Source organism: Sphingobium sp. LB126 (assembly GCF_002795205.1).
In the GTDB taxonomy this organism is placed as follows: domain Bacteria; phylum Pseudomonadota; class Alphaproteobacteria; order Sphingomonadales; family Sphingomonadaceae; genus Sphingobium; species Sphingobium chungbukense.
In genome coordinates this window covers 780,767-798,691 of the sequence record NZ_NETV01000002.1, presented here as the reverse complement: position 1 = coordinate 798,691, position 17,925 = coordinate 780,767, and the positions used below count along the sequence as shown (strand labels likewise).

The 17,925-nt window shown below is 59.5% G+C and carries 13 protein-coding genes; 8 read left to right on the top strand and 5 right to left on the bottom strand.

What is annotated here, in order from left to right:
* Positions 1 to 722: 722 nt before the first annotated feature.
* Both CAF53_RS19705 and CAF53_RS19700 read left to right on the top strand, forming a co-directional pair.
* The gene (locus tag CAF53_RS19705) at positions 723 to 2,792 is read left to right on the top strand and encodes a 3-hydroxyacyl-CoA dehydrogenase NAD-binding domain-containing protein (RefSeq protein WP_100239298.1); all 2,070 of its coding nucleotides are present in this window, start codon (positions 723 to 725) and stop codon (positions 2,790 to 2,792) included.
* 476 nt (positions 2,793 to 3,268) lie between these two features.
* Positions 3,269 to 4,075: a TetR/AcrR family transcriptional regulator gene (locus tag CAF53_RS19700; protein ID WP_100239297.1), complete on the top strand. Its 807-nt coding sequence runs from the start codon at positions 3,269 to 3,271 to the stop codon at positions 4,073 to 4,075.
* A 154-nt stretch (positions 4,076 to 4,229) separates the two neighbouring features.
* Here CAF53_RS19700 and CAF53_RS19695 read toward each other — a convergent pair whose 3' ends face one another.
* Complete coding sequence (locus tag CAF53_RS19695; protein ID WP_100239296.1) at positions 4,230 to 4,637, bottom strand: GFA family protein; 408 nt, start codon at positions 4,635 to 4,637, stop codon at positions 4,230 to 4,232.
* A 259-nt stretch (positions 4,638 to 4,896) separates the two neighbouring features.
* Entirely contained in the window at positions 4,897 to 6,051 is a 1,155-nt protein-coding gene (locus CAF53_RS19690; RefSeq protein ID WP_100239295.1) for an alpha-hydroxy acid oxidase, read from the bottom strand.
* A gap of 385 nt (positions 6,052 to 6,436) precedes the next feature.
* Between CAF53_RS19690 and CAF53_RS19685 the strand changes: the two genes are divergently transcribed.
* The 4 genes from CAF53_RS19685 (at position 6,437) to CAF53_RS19670 (ending at position 10,419) form a co-directional block, all read left to right on the top strand.
* A complete protein-coding gene (locus tag CAF53_RS19685; protein ID WP_100239294.1) occupies positions 6,437 to 6,973 on the top strand; it encodes a hypothetical protein in 537 nt (178 codons plus the stop codon).
* A 166-nt stretch (positions 6,974 to 7,139) separates the two neighbouring features.
* Entirely contained in the window at positions 7,140 to 7,787 is a 648-nt protein-coding gene (locus CAF53_RS19680) for a recombinase family protein (protein WP_100239293.1), read from the top strand.
* On the top strand, positions 7,787 to 9,448 hold the full coding sequence (locus tag CAF53_RS19675; RefSeq protein WP_100239292.1) for an IS481 family transposase: 1,662 nt from the start codon (positions 7,787 to 7,789) through the stop codon (positions 9,446 to 9,448). Before CAF53_RS19680 ends, CAF53_RS19675 begins: the two co-directional genes overlap by 1 nt.
* Positions 9,448 to 10,419 carry an AAA family ATPase gene (locus CAF53_RS19670; RefSeq protein ID WP_100239291.1) on the top strand — a complete coding sequence of 324 codons (972 nt, stop codon included), beginning with the start codon at positions 9,448 to 9,450 and terminating at the stop codon, positions 10,417 to 10,419. Before CAF53_RS19675 ends, CAF53_RS19670 begins: the two co-directional genes overlap by 1 nt.
* 362 nt (positions 10,420 to 10,781) lie before the next feature.
* Here CAF53_RS19670 and CAF53_RS19665 read toward each other — a convergent pair whose 3' ends face one another.
* The 3 genes from CAF53_RS19665 to CAF53_RS19655 all read right to left on the bottom strand — a co-directional run bounded on the left by CAF53_RS19665 (position 10,782) and on the right by CAF53_RS19655 (position 14,292).
* Positions 10,782 to 11,660 (bottom strand): NADH oxidase, encoded by an 879-nt coding sequence (locus CAF53_RS19665; RefSeq protein WP_242443531.1) that lies wholly within the window; start codon positions 11,658 to 11,660, stop codon positions 10,782 to 10,784.
* Positions 11,661 to 11,993: 333 nt separating this feature from the next.
* Entirely contained in the window at positions 11,994 to 12,773 is a 780-nt protein-coding gene (locus CAF53_RS19660) for an SDR family oxidoreductase (RefSeq protein ID WP_100239290.1), read from the bottom strand.
* Positions 12,774 to 13,464: 691 nt separating this feature from the next.
* Positions 13,465 to 14,292, bottom strand: coding sequence for a helix-turn-helix transcriptional regulator (locus CAF53_RS19655; protein ID WP_100239289.1), 828 nt, complete (start codon positions 14,290 to 14,292; stop codon positions 13,465 to 13,467).
* Between the two features lie 73 nt (positions 14,293 to 14,365).
* Between CAF53_RS19655 and CAF53_RS19650 the strand changes: the two genes are divergently transcribed.
* Complete coding sequence (locus CAF53_RS19650) at positions 14,366 to 15,301, top strand: NmrA family NAD(P)-binding protein (RefSeq protein WP_100239288.1); 936 nt, start codon at positions 14,366 to 14,368, stop codon at positions 15,299 to 15,301.
* Between the two features lie 409 nt (positions 15,302 to 15,710).
* A complete protein-coding gene (locus CAF53_RS19645) occupies positions 15,711 to 17,921 on the top strand; it encodes a TonB-dependent receptor (protein WP_100239287.1) in 2,211 nt (736 codons plus the stop codon).
* Positions 17,922 to 17,925 lie beyond the last annotated feature (4 nt).

The following is a 17,925-nucleotide window of genomic DNA, read 5'->3' as shown; positions in this document are numbered from 1 at the left end:
TGCCTGGAAATTCATGCCGACCGCGATGCAGTAGCGGCGGGGTCGCTGCGTGAAGATGCTCGTGAACAGGCCCGACGGCTGGTCGGCACGTACAAGCCGGCGATGCGTTGCTGTTCGTCAGATTCTACATGAAGGTGCGGGCGAACCAGCGGTCGTCCCGGCCGTTCGGCCGAACCTGCGCGGTCACCTCTCGACCGAGCGGAACCATTTCGGAGCCTATTGCGTGCGCTGTCGGCTGGCCGTCGGGGCGATTGGTACGGGGATGGTTTCGAACAGACTGGGCACAGCGTGTTTAACCCGAGCGCCGCGGTAACGGCTTCGGCGACGATGCTTTTCACCGACTGAACGAGGGGCTTGCCGAAACGCCTCATGCCAACGCCGATCATGTGGGTATCGTCTGAAATGCTTCGCTCTTGAGCACGACTGCCATCCGCAAGCCGCTCCGAGGCGCTATTATGTTGGAACGGGTGATCGCCTTATCGCGTTCGTCCATACTGAATTGACGTTAAATTCAGATATACATACATTGAAGTCAATATGAAATTGGCTGTGGCGGACGATGGAGGCTCAGAATGACGGCGCATCAGGCGAAACACTCACTCATACTCTTCTATGTCCGACGTCCTGACTGAAGCGAAAGTCTGCGACGCGGCGCTGAAGGCCGGGACGGAAGCGCTGTTCCTCCTGCCTCACGACGCATTCTGATCTGCAACGGAGTTGCCATGACCATATCCACGACGCGCCATGGCGCCGTCATTCTGCTCACGATGGAGAACGGGCCGCTCAACAGGCTGGGGGCATCCGGCGGACATCTGCGCGCCTTGATCGACGCGCTTGACGCGGCATCAAATGATATGTCTTGTCACGCCATTGTGCTGACGGGGGCAGGCAGTGTCTTTTCGGGCGGAGCCGATCTCCAGGGGGCTGGAAACGAAACCACAGCAGTGGAGCTTCGGGAGGCTGTCGCCAGAGTCGAGGCTTCCACCAAGCCGGTGATCATGGCGATCCATGGCGCGGCATTTGGTGGCGGCTTGGAATTCGCGCTGGCCGGCCATTACCGGATCGCACATAAAGACGCGCTTTTTCGGCTGCACGAAGTCAATTTCGGCGTGATGCCAGGTGCAGGCGGCTCCCAGCGTTTGCCGCGGCTGATCGGGGCCGGGCCGGCGCTCGGGATGATGCTGACAGGGAATTCGATTTCCGCCCAGAAGGCGGCGGCATTGGGACTGATCGACGAAGTCATTGAGGATGATGTCGTCGCCGCCGCGACGGCGTTCACTCCTGATGCCGACCTATCCATGCGTCGGACGGGAAGCCTTCCGCCGCCAGCGGACCTCGCCGACGCGGTCATTGCCGCGCGGGCGGCGTTACCTCCCTCTCGGTCTGGTTCCGCCGAAGCGATCATCGGCAGCGTCGCCCAAATCACCGGCGATCTTGCCGCCGGCCTCGCGCATGAAGCGCTTGAATTCGACAGGCTCCTGGCGAGCGAGGCTTCCCGCGGATTGCGTCACGCCTTTTCCGGCGAGCAGGCGGTGGCGCATATCCCCGGTATCCCGGGCGATCTCGCCCCCCGCCGGATCGAACGGGTGGCGATAATCGGCGGAGGCACGATGGGCACGGGAATCGCAATCGCCCTGCTGAACGCAGGCCTTCAAGTGAGCATGATAGAGCTGCGCGAGGACACCCTGTCCCGGGCAATGGCGACGATCACCAGGAACATCGCCCGCGACGTCGATAAAGGACGCATCGACCAGGCCGAGGCCGACGCCCGGATCGCGCGTCTCACCGGCGCGACGGCCTATGCCGAGTTGGCTGACGCCGACCTCGTCATCGAGGCCGTGTTTGAAGATGTGTCGATCAAGCGTCAGCTATTCAAAGCCGTAGAAGCTTTGGTGCGGCCCGAGGCGATCCTGGCCAGTAACACGTCGACGCTCAACCTCGATGAAATCGCCCAGGCCGTATCTGACCCTTCGCATGTTGTGGGACTGCATTTCTTTTCGCCAGCCAATATCATGCGCCTGCTGGAAGTGGTGCGGGGCGAGCATACGGCGCCCGACGTGCTGGCGACGGCGATGGCACTGGGCAAGAGGATGGGTAAGGTCGCGGTCGTTTCGGGCGTGTGCGACGGCTTCATCGGCAATCGCATGTTCGAGGAATATCTCCGCCAAGTGTATTTCATGCTCGAGGAGGGCGCACTTCCCCAGCAAATCGATGCCGCGCTGGAGCGTTGGGGGTTTGCCATGGGGCCGTGCCGTACGATGGACCTTGCAGGACAGGATATCGGCTGGGCGATCCGCAAGCGCCGCGCGGTGGAACAACCGGATCGTCCTTATTCGACGGTCATCGATCGGATCTGCGAGCGAGGGCGGTTTGGCCAGAAGACCGGTAAGGGGATTTACCTCTATGAAGATGGGCGCACAGCCACACCCGATCCCGAGATCGAGGCGCTCATCGTGGCTCATTCCGCCGAGATTGGCCTCACCCGCCGCAGGATCAGCGATGATGAGATCGTCGAGCGCTGTCTTCTGGCGCTTATCAATGAGGGTCTGCGCATCGTTGGAGAGGGGATCGCCTATCGACCGGTCGATGTCGATATGGTCTTCCTGCACGGCTATGGCTTCGCGCGCGATCGAGGCGGGCCGATGTTTCAAGCCGACGAGATCGGCGCGCGGGAGCTTTTGGCGCGGCTGACGAGGCTCGCCGCGGGGCGTCACGGCTGGGCCTGGGCGCCCGCGCCACTCGTGGAAGAGATGGCTGCCACTGGAGAGGCCTTCAGTAAGCTCAATGCGTAAGCCGAATGGATGGGGAGATCGTCTATGACGGAGATGTTCATAATTTCGGCCGCATGTTCCGCCTCGGCGGTTCCAGGGCATCGCTTAAGGATCAAACGCCCGGATGCCGGTCGGTCGGACGGTTCGATCCCTGCGGTTGATCGTCAAGACCGTGGAGGTTCGCCCACTCGGATGCCAAAATATATTGACTTTATCGTCAGTCCAGCCGCATGCTGAACAAATTCTTTGATCCGCCAAGGCGAGGGCGCGAGCCAATGCTCGAGATTCTTCTGCCAATCGGTATCCACGGCCGGCATCCGTCGCAGCCGGCGCCCCGTGAATCGCGCATTTGCGGTCAGGGGAATCGCAAAAATGACATTTCTACCAAAGGAGTGCCGGATCGAAATTGGCCGAGAGGGCTGTGCTATTGACGTGAAAGTATCACCTATTTATCGAACCGGACAAGTCAGCATATTCTTGCAATCGAAAGGTCGCACATGCCTCGTTGGGAAAACGGCTTTCAGACAAATGAAGAAATTCAGGCGTACAAGCGCTACGCGGTGATCCGTGAGGCGGCGCGGATCATATCGCGGCAGGGTTTCCACAACACCTCCCTTGATGCGGTTGCCAAGGTACTGGGAATCTCCAAGGGAACGCTCTACAATTACGTCAAGGACAAGCAGGAAATCCTGTTCGAATGTCACAAGATCTCACTCGATCTTGGAGAACAAGCCGCGCGGGTCGCCAGCGAAGCTGGGGGCAAGGGTATCGATCGGCTCCGTCTCCTGTTGAGATGCTTCATCATATGGATGTATGGGCAGACAGGAGTTGGTGGCCTCACCTTCGACGTCAATGCGCTTCGCGCGGAGGATCGCGCCGTCGTGGTGGCAAGACGTGACGCGATGGAGGCTGCTCTTGTCGGTCTTTTGAAGGAAAGCGCCGAAGATGGAAGCATCCGCGCCTGCGATCCCAAAATCACGGTATATGCGATCATGAGCGCGATCAATGGCATCTCGGCCTGGTATTCTCCCGATGGTCGTCTGAGCATCGAAGCCGTCGCGGACGAGATGCTGGACCTGTTAACTCGCTCGCTCGCAACGCGTCCGGAAGACCTGGCACCTTATCCGCCTATTCCGCCCTATCCGATGCAGGTGACCCCCCTGGGATTTTTCAGTCGCAGCGCGGTCGCGACCGCTCGTGTTGAGAAGCCGGTCGGCCCCAGAAAGAGGGCCGCCGCCTCACGCAAAAAACCGGTGGCGTCTCCATCGAAACGCAAAGCACGCAGTGCCGGCGCCGATGTCTAATGGAAACCAACGCTGGGCGCCCGCGCCTGACGGTGGCGAATTATTGGCTGGAAAATTGGAATGGCGCGCGCTTGCGCTGCGCACAGTGAATGGCAGAGGCCATTGAGTGCAGCGATGTTGACGACGGCTTTTCTGCAATTTCACTTCTGCAATTTCACTGCCCGGCTTCGGAAGGCAAGCGCGCGAAGCGCTCCAGGCCCGCGAGATGGACCCAAGGCAAAGCGCTGTCACAAAAGATTTCCCGCACGGGGGAGAAGTTGGCGCCATCATTCAAGGCACCGCCATATAAGAACAGCAGTTCGGGCATGATGTGTGCGTCCGCAGCTACGGATGATCCGCAGTTCGGACAAAAAAGCCGATCCACCGGCTTTCCACTGTCCCCTGAGTCCGGGTAACGGTGCAATACGCCGTTAATTTCGACATGCTCACGGGGATAGGCATAAAGCAGGGAAAATGCGGAACCGGTGTGCTTCTGGCAGTGGGTACAATGACAGACCAGCCGCAATTCCGGCTCACCGGTCAATCTCAGGGTAATTTTACCACACAGGCACGAGCCGTCCATATATCTTCCCCTGCAAGACAGTGAATTCAGCGGTTTTCGGCAAAGACATTGATTGGGAATCGAAGCCGTTCCTGACCAAGCGACCGACTTGCCATCCTGGCCGCCAAACACCAGAATAGATGCATCAAGTCATAGAGTTAACTAAAATCCAGCGTTACCGCGCTCAGGCTTCAAGGCTCGCTTCATAAAGGCGTTCCCTATATTTTCGCGGATTTCACGCGTCATCATTCTGCTTTGGCAACCACTACCACAGTCGAATCTACGAAGTGGATGCAGACGGCCTGATCATCTCCCGGTTCAGGTCTCCCAGGCTGTTCGCGCCACCCAGGATCATGCACCGCTCAAATTCCTCTCGCAGGAGAGAGATCGCGCGTTCTACGCCTCGACTACCTCCTGCGGCGAGGCCGTATAAGTAGGGACGGCCGATCGAAACCGCGTCGGCGCCCAAAGCCAGCGCCTTGAAGATATGCGAACCTCGCCGAATACCACCATCGCATATGATCTTCATGCGTCCGCCGAGACCATCGGCGATAACAGCGACTTGATCGATTGGCGCGGCGGCGGACTCTAGCTGCCGTCCTCCGTGGTTTGACACCATGACGGTGTCGACGCCCGCGTCGGCCGCCTTTTTTGCGTCATCCAGGCGTAGAATACCCTTCACCGCCAATGGACCGCCCCAGCGGGCTGCCAACCACTCCACGTCCTTCCATGTCAATGAGCGGTCGAACTGGCCGCTGACATAATCCTGAAGCGAAATGGGGTCGCCGGACAGTGCTGCAACGCGATGAGCCACATTGACGAAGTCGAACTTCCGCCCGAACAGCGCGGGAATGGACCAACTGGGCCGCATAGCAAATCCCCAGAACCCTCGTGGAGTCAATCGGGGAGGAAGGGAAAGGCCATTTACAATATCGCGCTCCCGCTTACCGGCGACGAGCGTATCGACGGTCAAAACGAGCCCATCATAACCTTCGGCGCGTGCACGCTCGATAAATTCCTCGGTTAGTCCCCGATCTTTAAAGATATAGATCTGGAACAATTTCGGCGCAGAAAGCGCGCGCCCAAATTCCTCAATCGTGGTGGTACCGAGGGTGGATAGGCAATAAGGCACCCCCGCGGCAGAGGCCGCCCGGGCAACCGCAAGTTCCGCATCCCTGTGAAACAGGCGTGTCAATCCCGTTGGCGCGAGCATCAGCGGAAAGGGTATGCGGCGTCCGAAGATTTCGGTTTCCGTGCTAGTGTGCGATACGTCTACCAGCATCCGGGGCAACAACTCGTACCGGTCGAAGGCGGAACTCGACCGACGTAGCGCCAGCTCATCCTCGGCACCGCCGTCCAGATAATCAAATATAGGGCGGGGGAGGGCGCTTCGAGCACTTCCCTTCAAGGCCTCAATGTTGTGCCAGCGGCTCATTCTTACCTCTCTTACCCCTCGCTCCAGACACTCCAGGTCCTTCGGCAGCCTGCGCCGTCCTTGGTGACAGCGTTAAGGCCCTCCTGAGGGTAGGATTAACTGTAGCGGCTTGCAATAATGATCGCCCGGAACTGCAATAAAGGGCGGTTTCCGGCTCACATTGCGTGAGACGTTCAGGGTCGCCAGGCTCACATTGGTTGCGACGCAAATCACATTGCGTGCGACGGACGCGAGATGTTCAGCGCGCGGCGCAGGATCGCGGAGACGGCAGCAATGTCGCAACGGGCATGGTCTGCTCCGCACGGTAGCGTTGCAATCATCCGGCGCTGCCTGCAATCGAAGGCGACGTATTCACGAGAGTTGCAATAGAAGGGACGGATGCGAGATGATCGATGCGAGCCGGATTGCCGCCGCCATCAACCTGCGTGTCCGCCAGCTTGAGGCACAGGGTATCACCGGGATCGCCCTGGCCGATCATATGATCGGCCACATGCAGGACCTGCACGGTATCTACGGCACCGCCAGCGATAGGACGCTGGGCGACCTGTGCGACCGTTTCCCGGGATTTGAGCGGTATGCCCGGATCATGGAGGAGATGTCCGAACGCAACCAGGCCATGTTGGCCTCCGACAACCATCCCCATGGCGAGCTGCCTGAATTGCCGGAGCGGCTGAAGGCAAAACTCGTTCATGTGCTGCACGCCGCCGCCGAACTGGAGCGCGAGCTTCAGGCAGCCGCTGATGGCGGCCACGCCGACCATGCCGGGCGCTTGACGGAAATGATGCACCGCTGGGCCGACGACCTCGCACGACTGGTATCCGACTTCCAGTCCTCGGATTTGCCGCCCGCGTCCCAGGCCTTGGTGCAACAGGTGCTCAAGGCGACGGCGGAACGGATTCAGACGTGGATGGAAACCCCGTAGCGACACCTGATCGCCGGAAGCCGGCGCCTGCCCCGCAAGAAAAACGGACGGTTTTCTCGCGGTCGCGCGATGCCGGCCTCGACCTCGCGCCAATGGCAAGGAAACCCGTTGTGAAAACCAGCGCAATCTTGCACCATGCCGATCATCTTTTCTGGCGAGGTGTGGATTGCTCATCGGCTATATCCGGGTGTCGAAGTCGGACGGCACGCAGACGCTGGAGCCGCAGCGCGACGCGCTGCTCGCGGTCGGCATCGATCCGTCCCGCATTTACGAGGATCTGGCATCGGGCCGGCACGATGCCCGGCCAGGTCTCACCGCCTGCCTGAAGGCGCTGCAACCGGGCAACACGCTCGTCATCTGGAAGCTCGACCGGCTCGGCCGCGATCTGCGCCACCTGGTCACGACCGCCGAGGATCTCCGGTCGCGCGGGATCGGGTTGAAGGTGCTGGCCGGTGCCGGCGCGCAGATCGACACGACGTCCGCCAATGGCCGTCTCGCCTTCGGCATCTTCGCGGCATTCGCCGAGTTCGAGCGCGAGCTGATTGCCGAGCGCACCCATGCCGGCCTTGCCGCAGCGCGTGCGCGTGGTCGTATGGGCGGTCGGCCGCGCAAGATGAACCGGGCGACGCTGACGATGGCGATGGCGGCGATGTCCGATCGGGGTGCCGTCGCGGCCGATGTCGCCAGGCGGCTCGGGATCACGACCACGACACTCTATGTCTACGTCAACGGCGATGGCAGCCCCAAGGCTCCGGGGCAGGCGTTGCTCGACGCCATCCCGATGCGACCGCCAGTCCAGAACCGGGCCGCGTGATGGGTGTGGGCGTCACGGTCCCTATCGAGGCGATCGTGACGCTCCGGCGTCGTCTGGCGACACTCCCGGCACGGCATCCCGAGCGGCAACCGCTGATGGCATCGACAGCCGAACTCTACGGCATCAGTCGCGCCACCCTCTACCGGCTGCTGCGCGGTGAGCGGCGTCCGAAGGACGCACACCGCGCCGATCGAGGCCTTTCGCGCATCATGCCCGCAGACGAGATCGAGTGGTGGTGCGAGGTCGTCGCGGCAATGAAGAGTCGCACGACCAATCGGCAGGGCCGTCGTCTTTCGACCAGGCGTATCCTCCAGATCGTCACCGAACATGGCGTCGAGACCCCCGACCGTGGTCTCGTGAAGCTACCGCCAGGACGGGTGGCGGCGTCCACACTCAACCGGCACATGCGACAACTGGGGTATGACGCCGCGCGCATGACACGCGAGCCGGCGGCAGTGCGCTATCAGGCAGAGCGATCGAACATGCTGTGGCATTTCGACATGAGCCCGTCGGACCTCAAGCAGTTGAAGGCACCGACCTGGATCGATCCCGATCGCAGTGGCGCGCCGACCCTTATGCTGTTCTCGGTGGTCGATGACCGGTCGGGCGTCGTCTATCAGGAATATGGGCTGGTCTATGGCGAGGACGCCGAGGCGGGCTTGCGCTTCCTGTATCGCGCCATGGCCCCCAAGGAGGATAATCCATTCGGGGGTATCCCCGACAACCTCCAGCTCGATGGTGGGCCGATCGGCAAGTCGGCCGTGTTCAAACGGGTGATGGAATGCCTCGGGATCAATGCCTTCCCACACATGCCCAAAGGCTCGGACGGGCGGCGCACGACCGCCCGCGCCAAGGGCAAGGTCGAGCGGCCATTCCGCACCGTCAAGGAAGCCCACGAGACGCTCTACCACTTCCACGAACCGGCCAGCGAGGAAGAGGCCAATCGCTGGCTGGCCCGCTACATTGCCACCTATAACAGCGGCGATCATCGCCGCGAGCCGCATAGCCGGATCGACGACTGGCTCGGTCATCTGCCAGATGGCGGCATTCGCGCGATGTGCAGTTGGGAACGCTTTTGCGCATTCGCGCGCGAGCCGGAGCGGCGAACCGTCGGCATCGACTGCCGGCTGACCGTGGCGGGCGTCACCTACGAGGTCACGCCTGAGGTCGTCGGCGAAACGGTCGTCGTCTGGTGGGGGCTGTTCGACCAGGAACTATGGGTCGAGCATGGCGAGGACCGATATGGGCCATTCGATCCGGTCGGAGGGCCGGTGCCGCTGCATCGCTACCGTAAGCACCGCAAGAGCCGGCGCGAAGTGCGCACGGACCGCGTCGATGCACTGGCGACGAGGATCGGGATTCCCCGCTCGGTCCTGACGGGTGAAGACGACATCAAGGTGATCGCGCGCAAACCTGCCGATGGGGCTGTCGCCGTACCGGTGCGGCCATTTGCCGACCCGGACCCTTCCGCCGAACTGACCTTTGCGACCCCGCTCAGGGCGCGAATGGCGATCTCGGAGGAATTGCGCCTGCCGCTGGGCGGCCTGTGCGAGGAGGACCGTGCATTCATCGACGCGCTGCTGGCACGCACGCTGTCCAGGCCCGAGGTCATGGACGAAATCCGCAGGCGCTTCCCGCCCGGCCATAGACGGAGCGGCTGATGCAGACCGAAGTGATGCGCTATTACGGTCTGGACCGCCCCCCGGTCGATCTCGGCTTTTTCGAGACCGAGCATCACGCCCAGCTCACCCATGACCTGAAAACAGCGATCACGGGCGGGCGCCTGATCGCGCTCACCGCCACCATCGGCTCGGGCAAGACCGTGCTGACGCGGCGACTGCGCGAGGAACTGGAGCGCGAGGGCCGCGTGATCGTGTCGCGTGCGCTCAGCCTTGAGAAGGCCAAGATCTCGGTGCCGCTGCTGGTTGCGGCCCTGTTCTACGACCTGTCGTCTGAAAAGACCGTCTCGATCCCCAGCCAGTCGGAGCGCCGCGAACGCGATTTGCAGGAGCTGTTCCGCAAAGCCAAGCGCCCCGTCGCACTGTTCGTCGATGATGCGCATGACCTGCATCCCAAAACGCTGACCGCGCTCAAGCGCCTCGTCGAACTGGTGACCGAGGGCGGCGGTCAACTCGCCGTGATCCTCGTCGGCCACCCGAAACTGCGTAACGATCTGAAACGCCCGCTCATGGAGGAAATCGGCGACCGCACCACGGTGTTCGAGTTCGGAGGTCTACGCGACCGGCAGCGCGATTATATCGACTGGGCATTGCGCACCGCGCTATCCCCGGGGATCGAGCCGGAAGACGCGCTGACCGAGGACGCCGCGATTTTGCTCGCCGCCAGGCTCAAGACCCCGCTCCAGATCGGCCGTCATCTTGTCCGGGCGTTCGAGGCGGGGTTCGGCGCAAGCGTGAAACCGATCGACGCCGCGACCATCGAGGGCGTGCTGTCACGCCAGATCGACGACCTCGAACCCCAGCTCACCCGCCACGGATACGACACGAAGAGCCTCGCCGACCAGTTCGACGCGAAGCCGGCGGAAATCCGCAAGCTGCTCAGGGGCGCTCTTGATCCGGCTCGTGCTCGCGAACTCACCGATGACATGCGCGCGGCGGGATTGCCGCTCTGACCCGCCGTATCCGAAATCCTGCGTCGCTCGCTGAACATCTCGCGTCCGTCGCACGCAATGTGATTTGCGTCTCAAACAATGTGAGCCTCGCGATCCTGAACGTCTCACGCAAAGTGGGCCGGAAACTACCATTTATTGCAGTTCCGGGCGATCATCATTGCAAGCCGCTACAATTAACGAATAAGAGCATGGATGGCTGATCTATGCTCGGTAATGCATGCCGACTTGCACGTCAGCCGCTCGACACCAAGTAGCTCCTCCATACGCGTTCTCATCGTTGAAACCTCCCCTCTTTGTGTCGCAATTCGATCGTCGCTATAAACCGAGGCAAAGCCAAGGCGGAGCGCGGCGCGGACGGTCGGTCAAAGTGACGGGTTGACCAGGAATTTGCTGCCGGTCGATTTCCTCGCATATTCCTTTGCGAATTCAGGGTTGACGACATCGCTGAGCGAAAGCGTCCCCTTGTAACTGCTGGCAAAGGTCGTGGATAGCTCGCGAACAATTCTGTCTTTCAGTGCACGCGTCGTCTCGTCCCCGAACTTTTGCAAAGCATTCAACACCAGATATCGGGCGACTGCCCACGAAGATCCATAGGTCCGACTCAGAACAGTCGGCTCAGGATTGAGCGACCCATAAATATAAACTTGCTTAAGGGTCGATGTTCCATAGCGACTAAATGCAGCCTGACTTGCGCCCAAGGCCGCTTCCATTGCGCGAAGAATAGTATCCGACATGGCTCCTCCGGCAACGGCATCAAATGCCAATGTTGCCCCCGTCGCCGAGATAGCCGCCGTCAGATCTTCAAAGAACGACTCCGCGCTCGAATTAACCACATATTTGGCTCCGATCGACTGCAAGCTTTTGACCTGCTCTTCGGACCGGACAACATTTACGAGGGGGATGTCATCGTTGATGCAGATGCGATTGAGCATCTGGCCCAAATTTGAAGCCGCGGCCGTATGGACAAGCGCATTGTGCCCCTCGCGGCGCATAGTCTCGACCATGGACAGGGCCGTCAACGGATTAACAAACATCGAGGCGGCGTCTTGTGCGCTCGTGCCGGTCGGAAGAACCGTGCATTGAGCAGCGTTCAAGCGTCGAAAGCGGGCGTACATTCCGCCGCCCATGGCGCTGACTGTCTTCCCGATCAACTCGACGGCATTCGCCCCCGCCGCAACCACCGTACCGGCACCTTCGGTGCCAACGGGCAACGACTTGCCGATTCTCGGCTGCAAATCCACGGAAACCATCTGCTCGGGGGGATGGATGCGCGCAACCCCGGACGCCCATTTTGCGAGAAGGCCGCCAGTCCCGACAAATCAGCCGGTCCCAAAAGGAGGCCGATGTCCGTTGGATTCATTGAGCTTGCCTCAACCCGAATGACGACCTCGTCGGGTGAAAGGTCTCCAATAACCTCTTCTTCCAACGTGAGAAACAGTTCGCCGTCCGGGGTGATCAACGTACGAAGACCCACTGAAGTGAATTTTTCGTCGGCCATTGCTGATAATCCTTTAAATCAGAACCCTTCGGCTGCAATTCGAGCCGTTGGTAATCAAGTTCCTGAAAGCAAAATTTTACAGGAGGTTCTTGCTGACACCGCCGTCGACGGCCAGCGTCGTGCCGGTAACATAGGAAGCGAGCGGTGAGGCCAGGAACGTCGCCACGGCGGCGATCTCCGCAGGGTCACCTTTCCGGCCGAGCGGAATCGCTTTCAAAGCCGCTTGCAATTCGTCGTTGCCCGGCCCGCTGCTGACTGGCCCGTCGGTGAGATTGGCACGGGGCGTTTCGACCAGCCCGGGACACAGAGTGTTGACCCGAATATTCTTGGGTCCGAGTTCCAGGGACAGCGTCTTTGCGAGGCCGATCACCCCCGCCCAGGTGGAAACCGACAACCCAAAGTTGGGCATCGGCTGGATTGTGCACAGCGCGGTGATGTTCACGATGCTTCCGCCGCCGCGGGCAACCATCCCCGGGACGACCCCACGGGACATCCGCACAACACTCATCAGATTCTGTTCGAACGCCCGGCTCCAGCGCAGGTCGTCAAAGTCCAGCGCCGGCCCAAGCGGAGGAGCGCCGTCATTGTTGACCAATATGTCTACGCCACCCATTTCCTCAACCGCGGCAAGAATATTGTTGCACCCGTCCAGCATCCGAATGTCGCCGACAACCGTTCGAACCTTTCGCCCTGTCTCCTCACTGATCTGCTTAGCCGCGCTCACCAGCGCGTCTTCCTTTCGCGCGCTGATGAGGACCTCGGTTCCCTCCGCGGCGAGTCGGCGCGCGATGGCAAAGCCTATACCCTGGCTCGCACCGTTAACGACCGCCGTTTTTCCCAGTAGTTGCAGGTCCATTTCTCTCCCCTCGTCAGATTAAGCATCGTGCAATCTGATCGCACAGAAATAATCGTGAATACAAAGCGCTGCGTTTAGGCTGAATTGTAGAACTCACTTCCGATTTTCAGGCAATTCCCTGTTGAGCACTGCTGCCATCCGCAGGCCTGTCCGAGTTGCGGTTATGTTGGAACGGGCGATCGCCTTATCACCATCACCAGCGCGAATTGACGATATATTCAGATGTCAGGACAACAAAGTCAATATGGAATTGGTAGTGGCGGATGTTGGGAGCTCACAATGAGCGCGCGGCGGAAGCGCGAAGGCCTCCGCTCATCGCCCGAGGGTAGCAGAGGCGGGCGACCGGTGCGGGTGCGTATGTAGCCGGACTACTAGCCTTCTGGCGCTACTTTGGCGGAAGGGTGGTCGACCTGCCGATTGCAAGGGGCATCGCTCGAACCTCCGACGAGATCGCCAGCGAACGTGCTGCCTTGGGGCATGCCTCTCAGCAGGTTGCCATTCCCTCAAACGACCATCATGAAGGAGTCGGCCTCTATCTCCGAACGGTGACAAGCAGGGGCGCACGTCTCTTGGCGCACGTCAGGCCCAGTCCGCGAAGATCGGTGCTGGGCGCCTGTTGGCTGGTGTCCTCCGGCTTCAGGCGGAAGTTGACTTAGGATTGTCGCCGTCGATCTTTCGGATGGGCAACATCTCACGTAACCCCGGCGCTCAAAAGCCGATCGGCAAAGTAGCGCGATGGCGTGGTCCCGAGCGCCTTCCTGAACATGACGATGAAGGCCGTCGTGGATTCGTACCCTAAGTCGCCAGCCACCTGCTGGACTGTTGCACCGCCGGCAAGTTCCCGCAGCGCGATGACCAGATGGAGCTGGCGCCGCCAACGGCCGAAGCTCAATCCTGTCTGTTGGAGCATGAGCCTCTTCAACGACCGCTCACCGACGGCGACATGCTCAGCCCATTGGCCGAGGGTACGGCGGTCGCTCGGGTCTGCCAAAAGAGCCGCGGCAATCGAGGCGATCTTCGGATGGTCAGATACCGGTAGCTCCAGCCTCTCACGCGGCATCAGCGCGAGTTCATCGAGCATGACCCCCATGAGGCGATCGACATGAGCGTCGCGCGCATCACTTTCTGATAGTTCCGCTACCCGGAGTATCATCTCCCTAAGCATCGGCGATACCGAAAGCGTGCAGCATTCAGCCGGAAGCATGGCCGCGCCAGGCTCGACAAACAGATATGTCAGGCGCGCATTGGACGTGACCTGATTGCTGTGGCGAACGCCACCGGGTATCCAAACTCCGCAGTTGGGCGGAACGATCCAGACCCCATTTCCCGCTCTGCAGGTAACCGCGCCATGGTGCGCCAAGATCAGTTGACCCTGCCGGTGCTGGTGCTGCGGCACCTCGGCTTCATAGTCGGCGAAGTCCACCCTGATTGCCATGGCCGGTCCGTGCGAGAGGCTCAGATCGATAGCGGTACTGCAAGGGCGCGGCTTATCCGAAAGTTGGCCCGATTTTGAGATCATATGGCATTATCTCCACTTTTACTCATCATGCAATCCTTTAGAAACATGGTTCAGCAACTTCAGGAGATCATCCATGCGTATCGCCGTGGTCGGCGCGACCGGCAGGATCGGTGCCAAACTCACCGAGAACCTCTTGGCCAAAGGCCATTCAGTCAAAGCTCTTTCGAGAGGAGGGCCCGCCCTCGACGCACTCGTCGCGAAAGGAGCAGAACCGTTCTTTGGCAGCTTCGACACCGGTGATGGAGAGCTTGGCAAGTTCTTCGAGGACACCGATGCTGCGTTCTTGATGGTCAAGACCCTTTGGGAGTCGGAGGATTTTCATGGACACTACCCTGCGGTAGCGCTTCGCTTTTTCGACGCGCTTCGGGATTCCCCTGTGAAACTGGCCGTCAGCCTGACCGCAATGGGATCCGAAGTTACGGGAAACACTGGGCATTTCCAGCCCTTCCATATCCTGGATCAGATTCTTAACCGGCTCCGCGACATTGATCTGGTGCATCTGCAAGGTGGCTTCTTCATGGAGGATCTGGGCAGGTGGAGCGACTCGATCGCGCAGCACGGCAAGATTGGGTGGTCGCTTGACCCTGACGTCAAAATTCCCTGGGTTGCGATCCAGGACATCGCGGATATCGCGGCGAAGGAGTTCGAGACGCCGACTGGCCAGCACCGAACCGTAAGGCAACTCGGCATCGATCACTCGATCAACGAGATCGCTGCAATTATCGCGCGGGCCATCGGCAGAGAAGTGGGCTATCGCTTCGTCGATAGGAATGATCGCGCGGTCGAGACGGTATTCCGGGAAAGGTTCGGAACGCTCGATCGGTGGGTCTATGATAACAACACGATGGCTGCTCTTAACGATGGCCGCATAAAGTTTCACGATGATCGTTCTGCGCTGTGCACGACAATGGAAGAATTCGTCAAAGACACTCTGGCGCCGTTGATCGAGAAGGCGCGGGCGGATGACGCCAAACCAGAGACTTTCCTGACGTGGAGCTCGCAAGGATAATGGCCGAGGTAGCGGAATCTATGTGAGCGTGCCCATGCCCGACCGCATGCCAGCTAATGCGATGAAGGTTTTCGCTGGCGGTCGGGGATCGGCGATGGATGCGAATTTGCGGTTGTGTCTGCCGCGGGAAATTGTCGGCCGAGACCAGGATCGACTCTGGGCCTGTCGATGGCGAGGGCCGGCAATTTACCCCGATGCTATGGCGATGAACCGATTGCGCCCATTGGAAAGATTTCCAATGGCGAAGATATTCAGGCGATCGGCTTCTTCGGATCGTTGAAAAGTACGGGAAAACCGCTCGCTTCTCGCATTTGAATTTGACGTAAAAGTCAATTGACTTAGAAGTCAATATGAGGGATGAACGCTTGTGATACGGCAAGAGGCCGGTTACGAAAATGGGGAGGGATTGATGAGTTCCAAATGGAATTTGCTGAACGTCGGGCAGCACGCGCTTGTGTGCGCCATTCTTGCATCGTCTGGCTTTTCGGTCACCGCCCATGCTCAGGGAGCAGCTTCCGCTGCCGCGGATGACGCGAGGCGGTCTGCGGGCCTGGAAGATATTGTGGTCACCGCGCAGAAAAAGTCCCGCGGCGAAAAGTTGCAGGATGTTCCGATCGCTGCCACGGCCCTAGGGCCCGCGCAACTTGCCGAAACCCACTTCCAGAGCCTTCCTGACATTGCGACCCGTGCGCCGGGGGTGATGCTGGGGACAAATGGTTTGGCTGTCGGCTTCGCCTCGTTCAACCTGCGCGGCCTAGGCACCAGCTCTGGCAACCCCAGCAGTGAAACGGCGACGGGCGTTTTCATTGACGGCGTCTACGTTGGTTCTCAATACGGCACCAACCTCGAGACCTTTGATCTTGAAGGCGTCGAAATTCTTCGCGGTCCGCAGGGAACTCTTCAAGGTCGGAACGTCACCGGTGGTGCAGTGCTGATCCGTACCCGGCGTCCGACCGACAAGTTCGAGGTGAACGCTCAGGCAAGCATTCAGACCGGCCCCGAATATAATATAGCCGCCAGTGTTGGAGGACCTATCCTTGGCGATGCGGTAAAGGCCAAGGTCGCCGGCTATTACAACAAGGATGAGGGCTGGTACCATAACTCTTTCTTGAACCGTAAGGTCGGAGAACTGCGCACATGGTTTGTGCGTCCGACCCTCGTCATTGAACCTTCGAGTGGATTCAGTCAGACTTTCATTGGGGAAATCGGCAAAACCCGCGGTGACGGTGCTGTGTTTCAACAGGTGCCGGTCGGGGCTGGCGTAGAATCGCAAGGATTCAGGATCACTGCCAACGAGCCCGGCTTCACGATCCTTGATTGGGAGAGCGCGACGTCGGAGACCAACATCAATGTCCCGTTTGGCGACGGCGTCATCACCAACATCGCGGGATACCGTCATGTGTTTAACGAGTCGCTGGCCGACATCGATGGAGGGCCGACCAATTTCTTCAATAGCCATATCGGCCTTCGTCAAAAGCAGTTCAGCGAAGAACTCCGTTATGCCGGGACCTTTGGCAAAGTTGAAGCAACGGTCGGTCTTTATTATTTCTGGCAAAAATATCTCTATATCGAAGCGCGTGACTTTAATGGTCGCCATCGTGAATATGGCGGTACGATCAAGCAGAGTGCCTACGCAATCTTCAGCCAGCTCGAATATCATGCGTCCGATAAGCTATCGCTGGTCCTGGGCGGTCGATATTCTTCGGAAAAGAAGGATGCCGTCCTGTCGTATCAGGTCGCAACCGGTCCCGGCGGCAACTGTAACATCGCAATCTATCAGTGCGTCAATCCCGACTTTGTGGGAAGCAAGCGTTGGCCGTCATTCACGCCCAAATTTGGCGTCAACTACAAGCCGGATGACGATGTCCTGATTTATGCGACAGCCAGCAAGGGTGTCCGCAGCGGCGGATACAATGTGCGGCAGCAGGCGAATCGCGATGGCTCGCCTTCGATACCTGAATATGATCCGGAAGTGCAGTGGTCATATGAAGCCGGTTTGAAGTCGGACCTGTTCGATCGTAAGGTACGGTTCAATTTCGCCGCCTTCTTCAGCGACGTTAAGAAGCTTCAGCGCGACATCGTACTTACCCAACTTGTTGGCGTGACGCAGTTCACGAAGAACGCGACGGACGCAAATATCTACGGATTCGAGTCTGAACTTACGCTGATCCTCAATAGCCATTTTCGTGTTAACGCCAACGTAGGCTATGTTGGAATCGACTATAAAAACGTTCAGTATGATTTGAATAACGATGGTGTGATCAATGGCCTCGATTATGCATTGAAGCCCACCCGAGCGGCGCCGTGGAACTATAACATCGGTGGCACCTATACGACCGATGTTGCTGATAACGCTCATCTGACTGGTACGGTGAACTTCTCGTATCGCGACAGGAATTTCAGCGATGATGCGAATCTCAATCCCACATCGACCGTCAATAATCTTACGGCCAACCTCACCTTGTCTTTGCCGAAGACGGGACTGGAGGTTTCGGTGTATGGCAAGAACATTTTGAACGACGGTCAAGAGCCGTTCATCCTGCCCGTCACGGCCCAGAACAGAGGCCGGGCGATGGCCGAAGGTCGCACGGTCGGTGCTCAGGTGAAATATCACTTTTAAATCA